Annotated in this window: 14 protein-coding genes; 10 read left to right on the top strand and 4 right to left on the bottom strand. The window is 64.9% G+C overall.

Annotated features, from left to right (window positions below; translation table 11 throughout):
- Window positions 1-29 precede the first annotated feature (29 nt).
- The gene (locus ACN9M4_RS13970) at window positions 30-899 is read left to right on the top strand and encodes a polyphosphate kinase 2 family protein (protein WP_426298855.1); all 870 of its coding nucleotides are present in this window, start codon (window positions 30-32) and stop codon (window positions 897-899) included.
- A 22-nt stretch (window positions 900-921) separates the two neighbouring features.
- Here the strand turns inward: ACN9M4_RS13970 and ACN9M4_RS13965 are convergent, their stop codons facing one another.
- Window positions 922-1,197 (bottom strand): exodeoxyribonuclease VII small subunit, encoded by a 276-nt coding sequence (locus ACN9M4_RS13965; RefSeq protein WP_426298853.1) that lies wholly within the window; start codon window positions 1,195-1,197, stop codon window positions 922-924.
- Window positions 1,194-2,570, bottom strand: coding sequence for an exodeoxyribonuclease VII large subunit (gene xseA, locus ACN9M4_RS13960; protein WP_426298851.1), 1,377 nt, complete (start codon window positions 2,568-2,570; stop codon window positions 1,194-1,196). Before xseA ends, ACN9M4_RS13965 begins: the two co-directional genes overlap by 4 nt.
- A 236-nt stretch (window positions 2,571-2,806) precedes the next feature.
- Here xseA and ACN9M4_RS13955 point away from each other — a divergent pair, with 236 nt between their 5' ends.
- Both ACN9M4_RS13955 and ACN9M4_RS13950 read left to right on the top strand, forming a co-directional pair.
- The gene (locus ACN9M4_RS13955; RefSeq protein WP_426298849.1) at window positions 2,807-3,661 is read left to right on the top strand and encodes a hypothetical protein; all 855 of its coding nucleotides are present in this window, start codon (window positions 2,807-2,809) and stop codon (window positions 3,659-3,661) included.
- 46 nt (window positions 3,662-3,707) lie between these two features.
- On the top strand, window positions 3,708-4,793 hold the full coding sequence (locus ACN9M4_RS13950; RefSeq protein WP_426298847.1) for a 4-hydroxy-3-methylbut-2-enyl diphosphate reductase: 1,086 nt from the start codon (window positions 3,708-3,710) through the stop codon (window positions 4,791-4,793).
- A gap of 13 nt (window positions 4,794-4,806) precedes the next feature.
- Here ACN9M4_RS13950 and ACN9M4_RS13945 read toward each other — a convergent pair whose 3' ends face one another.
- Complete coding sequence (locus ACN9M4_RS13945; protein ID WP_426298845.1) at window positions 4,807-6,075, bottom strand: DNA recombination protein RmuC; 1,269 nt, start codon at window positions 6,073-6,075, stop codon at window positions 4,807-4,809.
- Between the two features lie 102 nt (window positions 6,076-6,177).
- Here ACN9M4_RS13945 and ychF point away from each other — a divergent pair, with 102 nt between their 5' ends.
- A complete protein-coding gene (gene ychF / locus ACN9M4_RS13940; protein ID WP_426298843.1) occupies window positions 6,178-7,263 on the top strand; it encodes a redox-regulated ATPase YchF in 1,086 nt (361 codons plus the stop codon).
- Between the two features lie 40 nt (window positions 7,264-7,303).
- Here ychF and ACN9M4_RS13935 read toward each other — a convergent pair whose 3' ends face one another.
- Entirely contained in the window at window positions 7,304-8,083 is a 780-nt protein-coding gene (locus tag ACN9M4_RS13935; RefSeq protein WP_426298841.1) for an alpha/beta fold hydrolase, read from the bottom strand.
- 84 nt (window positions 8,084-8,167) lie between these two features.
- Here ACN9M4_RS13935 and ACN9M4_RS13930 point away from each other — a divergent pair, with 84 nt between their 5' ends.
- The 6 genes from ACN9M4_RS13930 to ACN9M4_RS13905 all read left to right on the top strand — a co-directional run bounded on the left by ACN9M4_RS13930 (window position 8,168) and on the right by ACN9M4_RS13905 (window position 16,093).
- Window positions 8,168-9,934, top strand: a complete 1,767-nt coding sequence (locus ACN9M4_RS13930; protein WP_426298839.1) for a GNAT family N-acetyltransferase — start codon at window positions 8,168-8,170, stop codon at window positions 9,932-9,934.
- A 49-nt stretch (window positions 9,935-9,983) separates the two neighbouring features.
- On the top strand, window positions 9,984-10,838 hold the full coding sequence (locus ACN9M4_RS13925; protein WP_426298837.1) for a carbohydrate kinase family protein: 855 nt from the start codon (window positions 9,984-9,986) through the stop codon (window positions 10,836-10,838).
- An 89-nt stretch (window positions 10,839-10,927) separates the two neighbouring features.
- Window positions 10,928-11,089 carry a hypothetical protein gene (locus tag ACN9M4_RS13920; RefSeq protein WP_426298835.1) on the top strand — a complete coding sequence of 54 codons (162 nt, stop codon included), beginning with the start codon at window positions 10,928-10,930 and terminating at the stop codon, window positions 11,087-11,089.
- Between the two features lie 363 nt (window positions 11,090-11,452).
- The gene (locus tag ACN9M4_RS13915; protein ID WP_426298833.1) at window positions 11,453-13,231 is read left to right on the top strand and encodes an ABC transporter family substrate-binding protein; all 1,779 of its coding nucleotides are present in this window, start codon (window positions 11,453-11,455) and stop codon (window positions 13,229-13,231) included.
- A gap of 178 nt (window positions 13,232-13,409) precedes the next feature.
- Window positions 13,410-14,951: an ABC transporter permease gene (locus tag ACN9M4_RS13910; RefSeq protein WP_426298831.1), complete on the top strand. Its 1,542-nt coding sequence runs from the start codon at window positions 13,410-13,412 to the stop codon at window positions 14,949-14,951.
- A complete protein-coding gene (locus ACN9M4_RS13905; RefSeq protein WP_426298829.1) occupies window positions 14,948-16,093 on the top strand; it encodes an ABC transporter permease in 1,146 nt (381 codons plus the stop codon). Before ACN9M4_RS13910 ends, ACN9M4_RS13905 begins: the two co-directional genes overlap by 4 nt.
- Window positions 16,094-16,111 lie beyond the last annotated feature (18 nt).

Below are 16,111 nucleotides of genomic sequence, written 5' to 3'. Positions count from 1 at the left end.
GCAGGGCGGCCTGAACTCAGGGGGCACCTGTGGCCGGTGGAGGGAAATCCAGCGCACTGGAATTCGAACAGGACCCGGCAGGAACCCTGGCGATCGCGCCGGGGTTCCTGCTGTCCTCAGTTGATCCGGAATCGACGCCCGGCTACCCGGGTGCCAAGACCGATGGCGCGGCACTGCTGGCCGCCCAGGACAGCCGCCTCAACGAACTGCAGGAAATGCTCTTTGCCGAGGGAAGGTTCGGCAGCAGCAAGCGGGTGCTGCTGATCCTGCAGGCCATGGACACTGCGGGCAAGGGCGGCATTGTGGGCCACGTGGTGGCGGCCATGGATCCACAAGGAGTGAAGCTCACCGCCTTCAAGGCCCCCACGGACGAGGAAAAGTCGCACGATTTCCTTTGGCGGGTCGAGAAGGCGGTCCCGGGTGCCGGCATGGTCGGGGTCTTCGACCGTTCACACTATGAGGACGTGCTGATCCACCGGGTCCACGGCTGGGCCGACGAAGCCGAGCTCGAGCGGCGGTACGCAGCCATCAACGACTTCGAGGCCCGTCTCGCTGACGAGGGAACGGCAATCGTCAAGGTCATGCTGCACATCAGCCGGGACGAGCAGAAAAAACGGTTGCTCGCGCGCCTCGACGATCCTGCGAAGCATTGGAAATACAGCCCCGACGACCTCGCCGAACGTGCCCACTGGGACGCCTACATGGACGCCTTCCAGAAGGTCTTCGACAAGACGTCCACCACTGTCGCGCCTTGGCACGTGGTTCCGGCGAACAGGAAATGGTTCGCCAGGATCGCCGTCCAGGGGCTGCTGATCACGGCGCTCGAGCGGCTGTCCCTGCAATGGCCTGCGGCAGAGTTTGATGTCGCCGCGGAACGCGAACGAGTCGCCGCGTCCTGATCTGCTTCCTGGCTGTTGTGTCCTAGTTGTCCTCGCCGCTGTTGTTGGCTTCCTTGGCGCTGGCAAGCCGCCGCCGCGCACCTTCCAGCCACTCCTCGCACTGCTTGGCCAGGGCCTCGCCGCGTTCCCAGAGGGCGAGGGATTCCTCAAGGCTCGCACCACCGGCTTCCAGCCTGGCCACCACGGCGGCAAGCTGCTCGCGGGCTTCTTCGTAGCCCAGGGCATCCGGGGCCGTTGCACCCGCTTCCTGGCCGGCGCCGCCGGTGTGGTTCTCTGTGGAGCGGTTCTCTGCGCTCATCGGGATCCTCTCTCAATTGCGGGTAGTTCTGTTGCCTCGGACGGGGCGGCCGGCTGGCTGCCGTCGGCGACCGCGGCGAAGCGGCCTTCCGCCACCCGGACGGTCAACGGCGTGCCGTGGGGTGCCTGCCCGGGACTCCTGACGACGTCACGGCCCAGGCCGTCGGGTCCGGCCACCTGGACCACCGCGTAGCCGCGGTCCAGGGTCTTTTGCGGGGAGAGCGCCCGTACCCGTGCCCTGAGGTGGTGGACCTGGTCCAGAGCGCGGACGACGGCGGAGCTCACCGCGGTGTGCGCGTGCCTCCGCAGCCTGGTGATGTCCTCTTCCCGCGCGGTCACCATCACTTCCGGCGAGGCCATCACCGGCCGGGATCGCAGGGCGTGGAGCCGGTCACTTTCCCGGTCAAGCAGCCTGAGGATAGAGCGGTTGAGGTGGTCGCGGGCAACCCGCACCTTCGCCAGTTCCTCGGACACGTCGGGAACGACCCGTTTCGCTGCATCGGTGGGGGTCGATGCGCGGAGGTCCGCGACGTCGTCGAGGATCGGCCGGTCGGCTTCATGCCCGATCGCGCTGACCACGGGGGTGGCGGCCGCGGACACGGCGCGGATGAGCTCTTCGTTGCTGAACGGCAGCAGGTCCTCCAGGGCGCCGCCGCCGCGCGCAATCACGATGACATCAATGTGCGGATCTGCGTCGAGCGCCCGGAGCGCGGCGAGGACCTGGCCCACTGCGGTGTTTCCCTGCACGGCCACCTCGCGGACATCGAACTCGACGGCGGGCCAGCGCAGGGCGGCGTTGCGCAGCACGTCCTTCTTGGCGTCCGAGTCCCGTCCGGTGATGAGTCCGATGCGATGGGGAAGGAGGGGCAGCGGCTTCTTCCTGGCGTCGGCGAAGAGTCCTTCGGCGGCCAGGGCCTGGCGCAGCCGCTCGATCCTGGCAAGGAGATCACCCAGCCCGACAGGACGGATGTCCCGGACCGACATGTTCAGGCGGCCGGTCTTCATCCAGAACTCGGGCTTCACCAGGGCCACGACGCGGGAGCCGCGCTCCAGCGGCGTCTTCTGGCGGTCAAGCACGTTCGACCACAGCGACGCCGGCAGCGAGATCTCGGCGTCCGTGTCCCGGAGCGTGGCAAACGCGCTGCCGCCGCGGCGGTTGAGCTCGATGATCTGTGCTTCGATCCAGACGGCGGGAGCCCGCTCGATATGCGCCTTCAGCTTCCGGGACAACAGATGCAGCGGCCACGGATGGTTCGGACTTGTCTCGGCGGCCGTTGCCGGCAGGGTCGAAGCAGCCGGCTGCGCCTCGGCATCCTGGGCATCCCCGGGCGCGCCGCCGCCCGGGAAAGTGGCTCCCGTGTCCTCAGCAGCCATGGGCGGATCCACGGCCGGGCGACGACTGATGCATGGGTTCCGTCCTAGCTGCTCTGATTGCGTGGCGGCTTACTTGATTGCCTGCAACGGCGGGGTGCTCCGCTGTGCTTTTCAACTCTATCTATACCCTTGCAGGCAGCAGTGACATTCACCCGTAGGATGGCAGTTGGCCCCGACCCGAGGAATTCCCCTTGCGTACCTTTGTCTCTGCACTCGCAGTGATACTTGCCCTCCTATTGACTGGATTCGCCGTCCCGGCGGCATGGACCGAACGCAACATCGTCCGCGAAGACGGTTTCGTGCAGCTGACGGACCGGCTGGGGAAAGATCCGGCGTTCCAGGCGCGGCTTGCCGGAATTGCCGTCAGCAACCTCGAGGCCCGGCTTGATCTGCCGGCTCCTGCCGAGAAGCTCGGGGCGTCCCTGCTCAAGGACGCGGCGCAGCATATGAGCAGCTGGCCGGAATACCCGCAGGCCTGGAACGAGACGGTCCGCAGGAGCCATCGCCTGAATTTCGCAGAAACGGCGGTTCCCTCGGCCGATGATTCCGCACGGTCCGCGCATCCGGCCTCCGGGGACGCCGCCACGGAAACATCCTTGGTGCTCGACCTTGGACCGTTCGTGCGCCTTCTCGGCGACAAGCTGCGCGCCGCCACCGGTGCACAGCTCGCAGTGCCGGACACCGCAGTGGTGGGCATCGGCGGCCCCTCCCAGCGGCAGGTGGTGGACAGGCTGGCTGCCTACACCCCGCTGTGGTGGCCGGCGGGCCTGGGAGCAGTGATGACCCTGGCCTTGGCGGTACTGGCGGCCCGCCGCCGATCTGTGGTGCTCGTGTGCACGGGTCTCGGCCTGGCGGTGCTTGCGGGTGTCTGGCAGGCTTCCGCAGTACTGTTCAGCGGACTCGCCAGTGCCGGGCTGGGGGAGAGCGCCATGGGCGCCCTCTTTGCCCGCGAACTCATTGCCGCGTCGGTTGCCGGCTTTGCCCCATGGGTCGCCGCGACGGCGTTGACCGGAGGAGCGCTGTTCTTCGCGGGCGTCCTCGGCCTGATCCTGCGCCGCAGAAGGAACGCTGCCGTCCGGGCTGCCGGGTGACCCGGACTCTGCCGGACCCTCCGCGCGCTCCCGGTAGCATGGAGGGATGAGCAGCTCCGCAGTGTCCGTACCGATGCCCACCATTCCGCGCCGGCGGAGGTCCCCGGAAGAAGTGCTGGCTGCCGCCCCCGTTTCCGGGTCCAAGCGCGTCCTCCTTGCCGCACCGCGCGGCTACTGCGCCGGCGTCGACCGTGCCGTCATCGCCGTCGAGAAGGCCCTGGAGCACTACGGACCGCCCGTCTATGTCCGCAAGCAGATCGTGCACAACGTGCACGTGGTTACCTCGCTCGAGGAAAAGGGCGCGATCTTCGTCGACGAAACCGACGAGGTGCCAGAGGGTGCCCTGGTGATTTTCTCCGCCCACGGTGTGTCTCCCGCCGTCGTGCAGTCCGCCGAAGACCGCGGCCTGCGCACCATCGATGCAACCTGCCCCCTCGTCACCAAGGTCCACCGCGAAGCCGTGCGTTTTGCCAAGGAGGACTACGACATCCTGCTGATCGGCCACGACGGCCACGAGGAAGTGGAAGGCACCGCAGGGGAGGCCCCGGACCACATCCAGATCATCAACGGCCCGCACGAGGTGGACCAGGTCACGGTCCGCAACCCGGACAAGACCATCTGGCTGTCCCAGACCACCTTGAGCGTGGACGAGACCATGGAAACCGTGCGGCTGCTCAAGGAACGTTTCCCGACGCTGCAGGATCCGCCCAGCGACGACATCTGCTACGCCACCACCAACCGCCAGGTGGCCATCAAGAAAATCGCTCCGCAAGCCGACCTGGTGATCGTGGTGGGTTCGGCGAACTCCTCCAACTCGGTGCGCCTCGTGGAGGTCGCGCTCGAGTACGGTGCCAAGGCGTCACACCGCGTGGACTTCGCCAACGAGGTGGACGAAACCTGGTTCGAAGGCGTGGCCACGGTCGGCGTCACCTCGGGTGCGTCCGTTCCCGAGGTCCTCGTCCAGGACGTCCTCCGCCTGCTTGCCGAGTACGGGTATGGCGCCGTGGAGGAAGTCGTCACGGCCGAGGAGGACCTTCTTTTCTCCCTGCCGAAGGAACTGCGCGCCACACTCAAGTCTGCCGGGGATGTCTCCCGCGCCCTCGGCGGGCGCGGGAACCGCTCCAACTCCTAGACTGCGGGCCCGCCTAGGCTGCGGATTCGTCGTTGCTTTCCCGGAGCTCATCGCTTTCCCTGAGTTCGCGGGTTTCACGGAGCTCGGGCGCAGCGAGGGCCCGCGGAACCACCTCGACGGCGGCCGGTACCGCCAGGCCGTCCGTGTCCATGGCGTTGAGCTTCCGCGCTGTGGGTAGCACCCTTGCCTCCAGCGTCCCGACCAACGCGTTGTAGCGGTCCACGGATGTCTTCAGGGAACTGCCCAGGCGGCCGACGTTCTCACCCAGGGTGCCCATGCGGTCGTAGAGCTGCTGCGCGAGTTCAAACAGCTGCCGGGCATTGTCCGTCAGCACATCCTGCCGCCAGGTGAAGGCCACCGACTTCAGCACCGCCAGCAGCGTGCCGGGGGAGGCGAGCACCACGTTGCGGGACAAAGCGTGGTCCAGCAGGGCAGGATCCGCTTCCAACGCTGCGGCAAGAATCGATTCCGCCGGCAGGAAGCAAACCACAAGCTCCGGGGAGTTGCCGGGAATGTCCCAGTACTTCTTGGAACTCAGTGAATCAACATGGGACTTCAGGGCCTTGGCGTGTGCCGCCAGCAGCTCACTGGCGCCCTGCGCCGCACCGTTGCCGCTTTGGATACCGTTGCCGCTTTGCGTGCCGGACGATCCGGCTTCCTGCGCCGCCAGGTAGGCAGCCAAAGGTACTTTGGCGTCAACCACCAGCTGCTTGCCGCCAGGGAGCTGAACCACCAGGTCGGGCCGCAGCGAGGAGTCGCCGGACACGGCGTGGAACTGCTCCTGGAAGTCGACGTGCCGGAGCATGCCCGCGGCCTCCACGACCCGCCGCAGCTGGACCTCCCCCCATTGCCCTCGCGCGCTGTTGGAGCGCAGTGCCGAGGCCAGGGCATGGGTGGAACGAAGGAGCTGTTCATCCGACTGGCGTGCTTCCTGCAGTTGCTGGGCCAACTGGCCGTACTGTTCCAGCCGATCCCGTTCGAGCAGGGAGACCTGCTGCTGGACTGCCGAGAGCTTCTCCGCCACCGGCCCCAAGGCGCGCAGTACATTGCCGTCCTGGTTCCGTGCCGCCCCGAGCTCACGGTTCTGCGCAAGCAGAAGGTTTCGTTCGGCGTCGGCGGCCGCATAGTTGGCGGAGACTTCCGCCAGACGGGCGGAGACGCCGTCGAAATCCGCTTCCAACGCCGCACTGCGGCGCCGGAAGGCAACGAACCCACCGGCCAGGCCGAGAGCCGCCCCGAGCAGCAGCATGAACAACGCCAACAAGACTACAAATCCATCCATGTCCCCACCTTGGCAGAAGGCTCTGACATTTTTGGGATCGGCGTTTCCAGGGCGCGGAACGGCAACGCATGGCAGCCCGCGCAACAGGTAGAATCAATGCTCGTGGCTCTTACTATTGGCATCGTCGGACTGCCCAACGTCGGCAAATCAACCCTCTTCAACGCACTGACCCGCAACCAGGTCCTCGCGGCGAACTACCCGTTCGCAACGATCGAACCGAACGTCGGCGTCGTGAGCCTGCCCGATCCCCGGCTCCAGCAGCTCGCCGATATCTTCGGCTCGCAGCGGCTCCTGCCGGCGACCGTGTCGTTCGTGGACATCGCTGGCATCGTCAAGGGCGCTTCCGAAGGTGAAGGCCTGGGCAACCAGTTCCTTGCCAACATCCGCGAGGCCGAAGCCATCGCCCAGGTCGTCCGCGTGTTCGATGACCCCGATGTGGTGCACGTGGACGGCAAGGTGGATCCCAGCTCGGACATGGAGACCATCAACACTGAGCTGATCCTGGCCGATCTTCAGACGATCGAAAAGGCCATCCCGCGGATCGAAAAAGAAGTCAAGATGAAGAAGCGCGAGTCCGCAGAACTCGCGGCCATCGAGGCCGCCAAGGTGGTCCTCGAACGCGGCGATACCATCTTCTCCTCGGTCAAGAGCGACAAACTCGAGCTTGAGCACCTCAAGGAACTCAGCCTCCTGACGGCCAAGCCCTTCATCTATGTCTTCAACGCCGACGAAGGCATCCTTGGCAGCCCGGAGAAGCAGGAAGAACTCCGTGCCATGGTTGCTCCGGCCGACTGCATCTTCCTTGACGCCAAGCTCGAAGCGGACCTCGTCGAACTCGACGAAGAAGAAGCCCGCGAAATGCTGGAAATGAACGGCCAGGACGAATCCGGCCTCGACCAGCTGGCCCGCGTCGGCTTCCACACCCTTGGCCTGCAGACCTACCTCACCGCTGGCCCCAAGGAAGCGCGTGCCTGGACTATCCACCAGGGCGACACCGCGCCCCAGGCCGCCGGAGTGATCCACAGCGACTTCCAGCGTGGCTTCATCAAGGCCGAAGTGGTCTCCTTCCACGACCTGGTGGACGCCGGTTCCATGAGCGAAGCCAAGTCCCGCGGCAAGGTCCGGATCGAAGGCAAGGACTACGTCATGGCCGACGGCGACGTGGTGGAGTTCCGCTTCAACGTCTAGCCGGGTTCCGCTTCACTTGTCAGCAAGCCGGGCGAGTTGCCTAGCCCCGACCAGCGACATCCTGGCTCAGGATACCCGGCCAGGTTTCGACATCTTCGGGGGTGCGGGCGACCGTCAGTGTTGCCTGGGGGAGCAGCGCGGCAAGGGACTCCGCGGTTGACAGCGGGTGGCCGGGATCATCGATCCACGCCAGGATCGTCGTCGGTGCGTGGATTCGTGCGACGGCCTCAGGGGCAGGCAGATCGCTGAATGCCGCGCCTCGAAACAACGAGGGCAAGAGTGCGTCCGCAACATCGGGCACCGTCTCCGGCGCACCGATTGTGGCCGGTGGCAGTGTTGCTCCGCGGGTGGTGGCGAGGAATGCCTCGACCCCGACAGATTCGATAAGCTCCGCGGCAACCCGGTAGTTCCCAGCCTGTGCAGCTCGGGTTTCCCATGCCGTGGGCGGCACCATAAGGGTGAGCCCGGTAAAGCGGTCCGGCTCGCGGGATGCGGCGTGAAGAAGTGTCGCTGCACCCATGGAGGGACCAACTCCGTGGACCCGTTCGCCCGGGAACCAGTGATCGAGCAGACGCAGGAGATCCTCGGCCAGGCTCGGCCATTGATAGTCCTCGGGGACCTTCCGCCCCGTCGACCGGCCATGGCCTCGCGCGTCATACCGCACCAGCCGAGTTCCACTAAGCCCCCGGCCGAGGTCGAGGTTGAGCACCCGGTCGCGCGCGCGGCTTGAGGTAAGGCCATGCAACTGGACAACAGGGTGTCCACCTTCGTCGCTCAAAGCAACCGCAAGCTCGGCTCCGGGAACCTCGAAAGTGGGCATCAGGCTCCTCATTTCGTGACTGGCCGCGTCACGTCGAGCGGCCGCGTTGGGTATTCAGGCTAACCGGGGCACTAGGATACTGCCATGCGGCTGACCAACGTCACGCACCTGCGCCTACCGTTCGGACGACTTTGGGGCTACGACGTCACTGCGTCTGCGCCCAAGCGACCCCTTCCGGTGTCCTTTGACCAGCGGCTCCATGTGGGGGCTGGCGAACGCCCGGGCTCCTGGATGGCATTGTCTTTCCGGCTGCCTACCCCAACCCCTCGTGAGTCAATTGCCGATGCCTGGCTGGCCGTCGTCGCCCGTCATGGCACACTGCGCACGGCATTCGTGCCCGGTGCGGATGGTGAGCCGGAGCTTCACGAAATCGAGATCGGTCCGGGAACCTGGGTTGAGCATCAGATCTCTCCTGGTCAGGCCGTCAATGACGCGGTGCGGGACATTCTCGACGCCGCATGTTCGCCTTACGCACAGCCCTCACACCGGCTGTGCGTATTGGAGACTGCTGCCGGACTCACTGTCGTGATTGCGGCCGACCACGCCCACGTCGATATGTGGTCCATGCTGGTGATCGCGCGCGACCTCCTCTCGGCGCTCGATGCCGGGAAGGCGGGCCGTGAACTGTTGCCCGGGCCAGTGCCGGCATTCGAAGAACACACGCAAGCACTGCTGGATCGGAATGCGGCTCCGGAGCACGTCCGTCAACGCTGGGAAGACATCATCGGGGACAGCGGCGGCGTGATGCCGCAGTTTCCACTGCCCTTGGGTGCGCCCGTTCCGCAGCGCGAACGTGTAGAAGTGCGCGATGTGTTCGATCTCGACGACGGTGCCGCGTTTGCTGCGCAGGCCCGCGACGACGGTGTCTCGACGCTGGCACTCGCTGTTGTTGCGATGACTGCTGTGACCCGCGAGTTGGCGGGAACCCCGCTGCGAGCAGTCTTTCCCGTGCACAGCCGCTTCGACGACGTCTGGCATGACTCAGTGGGCTGGTTCATTACCAATTCGGTACTTGAGTCGGCGGTCGCCGAGCCGCGGGCTGCGGCGGCCGCGGTAAAAGAAGCTGTGCAGCTTGGCTCCTGGCCGCTCGCTGACGTGCTGGCCCCATGGGGCGGCATGCCCGTGGCTCCTGGCATGTTCGCGATCTCCTGGCTCGACCTGCGCAGGCTGCCGGTGCGAATCGACTCCATCGGACTCGACGCCCAATATGTGGGCGCGTCAATCGACACCGACGGCGTGATGCTTTGGTTCATCCTGGACGAGTCCGGCCTGCACTTGAGATGCCGTTACCCCGACACCGTTGAGGCTCGAGCCAACGTCGGCGGATGGCTCGATCTGCTGGTCACTCGTTTGCAGGCAGATGCGAGATCCTCGGTTCGAGGACTGCTGCGCGTGGCGGGCCGGACCTTCAGGCTGGAACGGGCGGGTCGCGATGACGTTGCAGCCATCGCCGCCCTGCTGTCTGATGATCAGTTCGGACCCGATCGTGAGTGCGTTGAGCTGGAACGATACGAGGCGGCCTACAACGTGGTTGTTCGCGACAGTTCCAACTATCTGGGGGTTGTCCGCAACGGCGCCGATCGCATCGTCGCCACGATGCAGTTGACCATCATTCCGGGTCTTTCCCGGGGTGGTTCATCCCGACTACAGATCGAGGGGCTGCGGGTTGCGGCCGCGGAACGTTCACGTGGCTTGGGCACCGCGATGCTAGAGTGGGCGCACAATTTTGGGCGTGCACGGGGGGCACAACTGGCGCAGGTGACCACGGACGAGGCACGGGAACGGGCCCGGGCCTTCTACACCCGCCTCGGATATCGGACTGCCCACGTAGGCCTGAAGCGGAACATTTAGGCATGTCCCGGGATGGTGACCCACCGGCAGGACGGTGTTGGATGAGACCATGCCTGATTCCTTCCGTGTTGTCGTTTGCGGCCCCGCCTCGTGGAACCACCTGATTGTCCTGGACCACCTTCCGGAGCCCGTGCCGCACATGCAGTTTGCCCGCAGGGCCTGGCACACCGCCGGAGGTACGTCGGCGGGCAAGGCGCTGCACCTTGCGGAGCTCGGCGTCGACGTGCGGTTATGGACGCCCCTCGGAATGGACGACGACGGCGGGCGGCTCCGCGGGCTGCTCGCCAGCGCCGGTGTCTTGGTCGAGGCGGTCGACAGTGAACGGACCGAGCGCCACGTCAACCTCATGACCGACGGCGGCGGGCGGGTTTCGCTGTACGTTTCGGTGCCCTCTGCTCCGTCCGCCGGCGCGCTTGGGGCGGTCCGGGGCGCAGTTGCCGCGGCGGACGTCGCAGTGATTGACCTGAGCGAGCTTGGCGCGCGAGTTCTGGAGAATCTGGCGCCAACTCACCCGCCCCTTTGGGTTGACCTTCATGACTACGACGGATCGTCGGCGTTCCATGAACCGTTCCTGCGCGCAGCCGACACCGTATTCATGAACGACGACCGTACGGATGATCCCTGGGAACTCATGCGCTTCTGCTTGGACCAGGGACCCCGATTGGCGGTCTGTACCCGCGGAGCGGAAGGTGCGGTCGCTCTGGAACCGGACGGCACACGGCACGAGGTTGCCGCAGTCCCTGCCAAGGTCGTCGACACGAACGGTGCGGGCGATGCCTTCATGGCCGGCTTCCTCGCGGCGACCCTTGACAGTGCGCCGGTTGCGGAGGCTCTTCAGGCAGCGGCGGAACAGGCGCGGGTTGCGATTGAAAGCGAACATCTCCACCCGGCGCTCGGACGGTAAGAGCTCCCGTCGCCAAAGCACCCGCCGGGTTATCCACATACACGAATGCGGCGGTTACCTGCTGCCCGCAGTCCGGGGATGCTTGGCGAATGGGAATCAGATACTACGCGTACGCATTCGACGGAAAGCTGACCGAGCAGGTGCTTGCAGATCCGCTCAGCTTTCTCTCCGATGATCCGCTTGCCGATGCATGGGGATCCGAACACGGTGCCACCATCAGCACGCCGACGTTTGAGCAAACGGTGAGCTGAACGGGCTCATTGGCTGAACTGGTTCACTGGCTGAACGCCCGGGTTCCGACGACGACGACGAGTGGCCGCAGCTTTTCGTAACTCTCGCTGCCGGGTCGCCTTCGGCGTCCAGCACAGGTGCTTCCGTGTACATCCGGCGGTACTGGTCGCTTGTGGTCGGGGCGTTACCCGGAATGAAATGGAAATGAAGCAACTGTTGCAGTTCGATAAACATCCGGTTCTGAGAGGGCACTTTCGTTCCAAAGCCATGTAACGAAGACTAGGCTTCTGAGCATGTGAGACGGGACACAGCTGCTCTCTGGGTATCGTCCTGTCCGCCGGGGTCAACAACGCCGGCTTTCCACACTAATAAGAGGAGGCGGAATGCGTTTCGGACGTATTTCCCAAGCGGTGGGGGTCTTGGCAATCGCCACGCTCGCACTTAGCGCCTGCGCCGGAAACACCGGCAGCCCCAGCACGACGTCTGGCGGGGCCCAAGAAGGCGGAACCATCGGTGTTGCCGAAACCAACGGTTTCAGCAGCTTCAACTCTGGTACGGCGGACGGAAACTCCGACGTCAACGGCCACATCGGGTACGCCACCCACTCGAACTTCCTGTACATCGACGACAAACTGAACATCGTCAAGAACGAGAAGTTCGGCAAGTATGAAAAGCTTTCCGACGATCCGCTGACGGTCAAGTACACCGTCAACGAGGGCGTCAAATGGTCCGACGGGACGCAGGTCAGTGCAGCAGACCTGCTTCTGACCTGGGCTTCCGGCTCCGCTTACTACGACGACGCGAACGCTGAGAAGAAGACCGGCACCACCTACTTCCTCACGGCGGCCGACACCTCGGGTCTGCACCTGACGGATTTCCCGGAAATCGGCTCTGACAACCGAAGCATCACCCTGAAGTACTCCAAGCCCTTCGCCGACTGGGAACTCGCACTGGGCTTTGCGGGCAACGGCGGCATCGACATCCCCGCCCACGTTGTCGCACAGAAGGCGGGCCTGAAGGATGCACAGGCACTGGTTGACCTCTTCAAGAGCGTCAAGCGCGGCGATCCGGCAGCACCCAAGCCGGTCAACGCACAGCTGAAGAAGGTCGCGGACTTCTGGAGCACCGGCTTCGATTCCAAGACCCTGCCTTCGGACCCGAGCCTGTTCCTCTCCAACGGCCCGTACGTCGTGAAGGACGTCGTCGCCGAGCAGTCCCTGACCCTCGTTCGGAACAAGGACTACAACTGGGGACCGACTCCGCACGCTGACGAAATCGTCGTCCGCACCATCGGCAGCGCCCCGGCCCAGGTCCAGGCACTGAAGAACGGCGAAGTCGACATCATCAACCCGCAGGCTTCGGCGGACACTGTGGAACAGATCAAGGCCCTCGACGGCGTTCAGCTGCTCCAAGGCAAGCAGCTGTCCTACGACCACCTCGACCTGAACTACTCCGGCCCGTTCGCCGACAAGGATGTGCGCACTGCGTTCATGCTGACCGTGCCGCGCAAGGACATCGTCGACAAGATCATCAAGAAGATCGATCCGGAGGCAACCCCGCTGGACTCGCAGATCTTCGTTCCGGCGCAGGCCGCGTACGCTGATTCGGTCAAGAACAACGGCTCCTCCGCGTACCAGGACGTCAACATCGACAAGGCCAAGCAGCTCCTTGCCGGCAAGACCCCGACGATCCGCATCATGTACAACAAGGACAACCCGAACCGTGTTGACGCCTTCTCGCTGATCCGCGAATCCGCCACCAAGGCCGGTTTCAAGATCGTCGACGGCGGCCTCGGCAAGGCTGACTGGAGCGCGCACCTGGGTGACGGCTCCTACGACGCAACCATCTTCGGCTGGATCAACTCGGGCGTTGGTGTCACCGGCACTCCGCAGATCTTCAAGACCGCAGGTGGTTCCAACTTCAACGGCCTGTCGGATCCCGATGCCGACAAGCTGATGGATGAACTGATCGTCACCACCGACAAGGCAAAGCAGGACGAGCTCCAGACCAAGATCGATGCCGCAATCTGGGCCACGAGCTACGGTCTGCCGCTGTTCCAGTCCCCGGACGTGAAGGCGTACTCGGACCAGATCACGGGTGTGACCGCCATGCCGAACCAGACCGGCGTCTGGTGGAACGTTTGGGACTGGGCCCGTAAGTAAGCCCGCTCCTTAGAAATCCACATGCAGCAGGCGCCGGGACCGCGAAACATGGTCCCGGCGCTTTCTGCCAAGCAAAGCAGTGCGCAGGCGGCACCTCCAGCAAAACGAAGGGCAATCCGCCGGCCACCGCGACAGGCCAGGGTCAACCCCAGGCCGGATATTGAGGTTCTTACAAAAAATGCTGAGCTACGTCGTAAGGCGACTGGCAACCGCCGCTCTCATTCTTCTCGGGGCATCATTCCTGGTGTATCTCCTGACAGCGTCGTCAGGTGATCCGCTAGCCGATCTCCGTGCCAGCAATGCCCCCAACAGACAGCAACTCATGGATGCGCGCAGCCAGTTGCTCGACCTGGACACCCCTGCCCCGCTGCGGTACTTCAAATGGCTGGGAGGGGCTGCCCAATGCCTCGTCCCCTTCGCCGGCAGCTGTGACCTCGGCAAGAGCGTCACCGGGCAACCCATCACCGAAGCCCTCGGCATTGCCCTGGTCCAGACCCTGACCCTGGTCACCGGCGCCACGGTGCTTGCCATCCTCATCGGCATCACCCTGGGCATCGTGACCGCCCTTCGTCAGTACAGTGCCCTGGACTACGGGGTGACCTTCATGGCCTTCCTGTTCTTCTCGCTGCCCATCTTCTGGGTGGCCGTCCTGCTGAAGGAGTTCGGGGCCATCGGCTTCAACAACTTCCTCCGCAACCCGGAAATACCCTTGCCCGTTTCCCTGGGCACCGGGATTGTGTTTGGCGTCGTAGTAGCGGTGGCTGTGGGCGGCGAGATTAAACGCCGCCTGATCTCCGGTGCCGTGGTGTTCGCTGCGGTTACAGCCGTGATGGTGTACTTCTCCGTCACCTTGTGGTTCAAGAATCCAGGACTCGGCCCCGTTGTGATCGCCATTGCCGGTGTCGGCCTGGCTTTCGCCGTGACCACGCTGGTTTCCGGCCTGAAGAACCGCAAGGCACTCCAGTCATCCCTGATTGTCGTCGGCCTCGGCGTGATTGCCTGGTTCGCCGCCCAGCCGCTTCTGAACCAGGCCACCGGCCTGATGATCTTCCTGCTGGCGATCGCGACGGTACTGGTCGGCGTCGGCGTCGGCTACCTCATGGGCGGCTACGACCGCGGCCAGTCCATGCGCGCCGCGGGCATCACCGCATTCCTGATGGGCGGCCTGGTGACTATGGACCGCTTCATGCAGGCCTGGCCGGCCTACTTCAACAACAGCCGCGTGCGCGGGCGTCCCATCGCCACCATCGGTGCGGGTACCCCCAACCTGCAGGGTGACTACTGGATCCTGACCATTGACACCTTCACCCACCTGATCCTGCCGACAATTGCACTGATCCTCGTCTCGCTTGCCAGCTACACCCGGTTCACGCGCTCTTCGATGCTGGAAATCATGAACATGGACTACATCCGGACCGCCCGCGCCAAGGGCCTGTCCGAACGGGCCGTGATCATGGGCCATGCCTTCCGCAACGCCCTGATTCCGCTGGCCACCATCGTGGCCTTTGACATCGGCGCACTGATCGGTGGCGCCGTCATCACGGAGTCCGTCTTCTCGGTGCACGGCATGGGCTTCCTGTTCCTGGACGGCATCACCCACATCGACCCCAACCCGGTGATGGGCGTGTTCCTGTGCGTGGCCATCACCGCCATGGTGTTCAACCTGATTGCGGACCTCGCGTACTCCGCTCTCGACCCGCGCGTAAGGATCAAAGCATGAGCCAGCCAACCCAAGAGGAAGTCATCCTGGCCCAGCAGGCCCACCACGAGGCTGCTCCCGGGGCTGCTCCCGAATTCCAGGGCCTGAGCCAGGGCCAGATCGTACGCAAACGCTTCTTCGGCCACAGCGGCGCCCTGGTTGGCCTGGCCGTTTTTGCCGTGATTTTCATCGTGGCCTTCACCTCGGTGGGCTTCGCCGGCATTCCCGGCTGGTGGAAGTACAACCACGTCGATGTTTCGCCGCTGGTCAACGACGGCGTGCCCTCCGTGTCCCTCTGGCCGCTGGCCTGGGGTGAGCACCCGTTCGGTCAGGACCGCATCGGCCGCGACCTCTTCGCGATGACAATGCGCGGCGCACAGCAGTCGATCATCATCATGGTGATCATCGGCGGCATCGCCGGCCTGATCGGTGCCGTCGTGGGTGGCCTTGCGGGCTATTTCCGCGGCTGGACCGAAGCCATCCTGATGCGCCTCACCGACGTCATCATCATCGTTCCGGTGCTCCTGCTGGCCGCTGTCGTGGCGCAGATGGCCAACCGGCGTGACGCGGACAGTTGGTTCGCCGGCTTTGCGGCGAGCAACGGTGTCGTGGTCCTGGGCATCTTCCTCGGCCTGGTCAGCTGGGTCGGCCTGGCCCGCCTGGTGCGCGGCGAATTCCTGACACTGCGTGAGCGGGAGTTCGTGGACGCCGCCCGGATTTCCGGTGCCAGCAACGCAAGGATCATCTTCAAGCACATCCTGCCCAACGCCGTCGGCGTGCTGATCGTGAACGTGACCCTCACGATGTCCGCGGCGATCCTCCTGGAAACCGCGCTCAGCTACCTGGGCGTCGGTGTGAAGTCCCCGGACACTTCCCTGGGCCTGCTCATCTCACAGAACCAGGAAGCGTTTGCGACGCGTCCGTGGCTGTTCTGGTACCCCGGCCTGTTCATCGTGGCGATTTGCCTGAGCATCAACTTCATCGGTGATGGCCTGCGCGACGCCTTCGATCCGCGGCAGAAGAAGTTCCGGGCCAAGAACGCCGTGGAAACCGGCCGCCATTCCAGCGAAACGGCACCGGCGCCCGCGGCGGCCGGCCCCGCCACGACGGGCGGCTCGGCAGGCACGGTATCCGGCTCCGCTGCCGATGCCGGGGAAAGCTGAGCGCGGCACTGTGAAGAC

It is taken from the genome of Arthrobacter sp. R-11 (assembly GCF_049913155.1).
In the GTDB taxonomy this organism is placed as follows: domain Bacteria; phylum Actinomycetota; class Actinomycetes; order Actinomycetales; family Micrococcaceae; genus Arthrobacter.
This window is presented reverse-complemented; position numbering and strand designations above follow the sequence as displayed.

Bases quoted from the DNA above. Each gene is read 5' to 3' on its own strand.
- ACN9M4_RS13920 (WP_426298835.1), top strand. From the start codon at position 10,928: ATGGGAATCAGATACTACGCGTACGCATTCGACGGAAAGCTGACCGAG.
- ACN9M4_RS13965 (WP_426298853.1), bottom strand. From the start codon at position 1,197: ATGAGCGCAGAGAACCGCTCCACAGAGAACCACACCGGCGGCGCCGGC.
- ACN9M4_RS13905 (WP_426298829.1), top strand. From the start codon at position 14,948: ATGAGCCAGCCAACCCAAGAGGAAGTCATCCTGGCCCAGCAGGCCCAC.
- xseA (WP_426298851.1), bottom strand. From the start codon at position 2,570: ATGGCTGCTGAGGACACGGGAGCCACTTTCCCGGGCGGCGGCGCGCCC.
- ACN9M4_RS13950 (WP_426298847.1), top strand. From the start codon at position 3,708: ATGAGCAGCTCCGCAGTGTCCGTACCGATGCCCACCATTCCGCGCCGG.
- ACN9M4_RS13910 (WP_426298831.1), top strand. From the start codon at position 13,410: ATGCTGAGCTACGTCGTAAGGCGACTGGCAACCGCCGCTCTCATTCTT.
- ACN9M4_RS13930 (WP_426298839.1), top strand. From the start codon at position 8,168: ATGCGGCTGACCAACGTCACGCACCTGCGCCTACCGTTCGGACGACTT.
- ACN9M4_RS13925 (WP_426298837.1), top strand. From the start codon at position 9,984: ATGCCTGATTCCTTCCGTGTTGTCGTTTGCGGCCCCGCCTCGTGGAAC.
- ACN9M4_RS13915 (WP_426298833.1), top strand. From the start codon at position 11,453: ATGCGTTTCGGACGTATTTCCCAAGCGGTGGGGGTCTTGGCAATCGCC.
- ACN9M4_RS13945 (WP_426298845.1), bottom strand. From the start codon at position 6,075: ATGGATGGATTTGTAGTCTTGTTGGCGTTGTTCATGCTGCTGCTCGGG.
- ACN9M4_RS13935 (WP_426298841.1), bottom strand. From the start codon at position 8,083: ATGCCCACTTTCGAGGTTCCCGGAGCCGAGCTTGCGGTTGCTTTGAGC.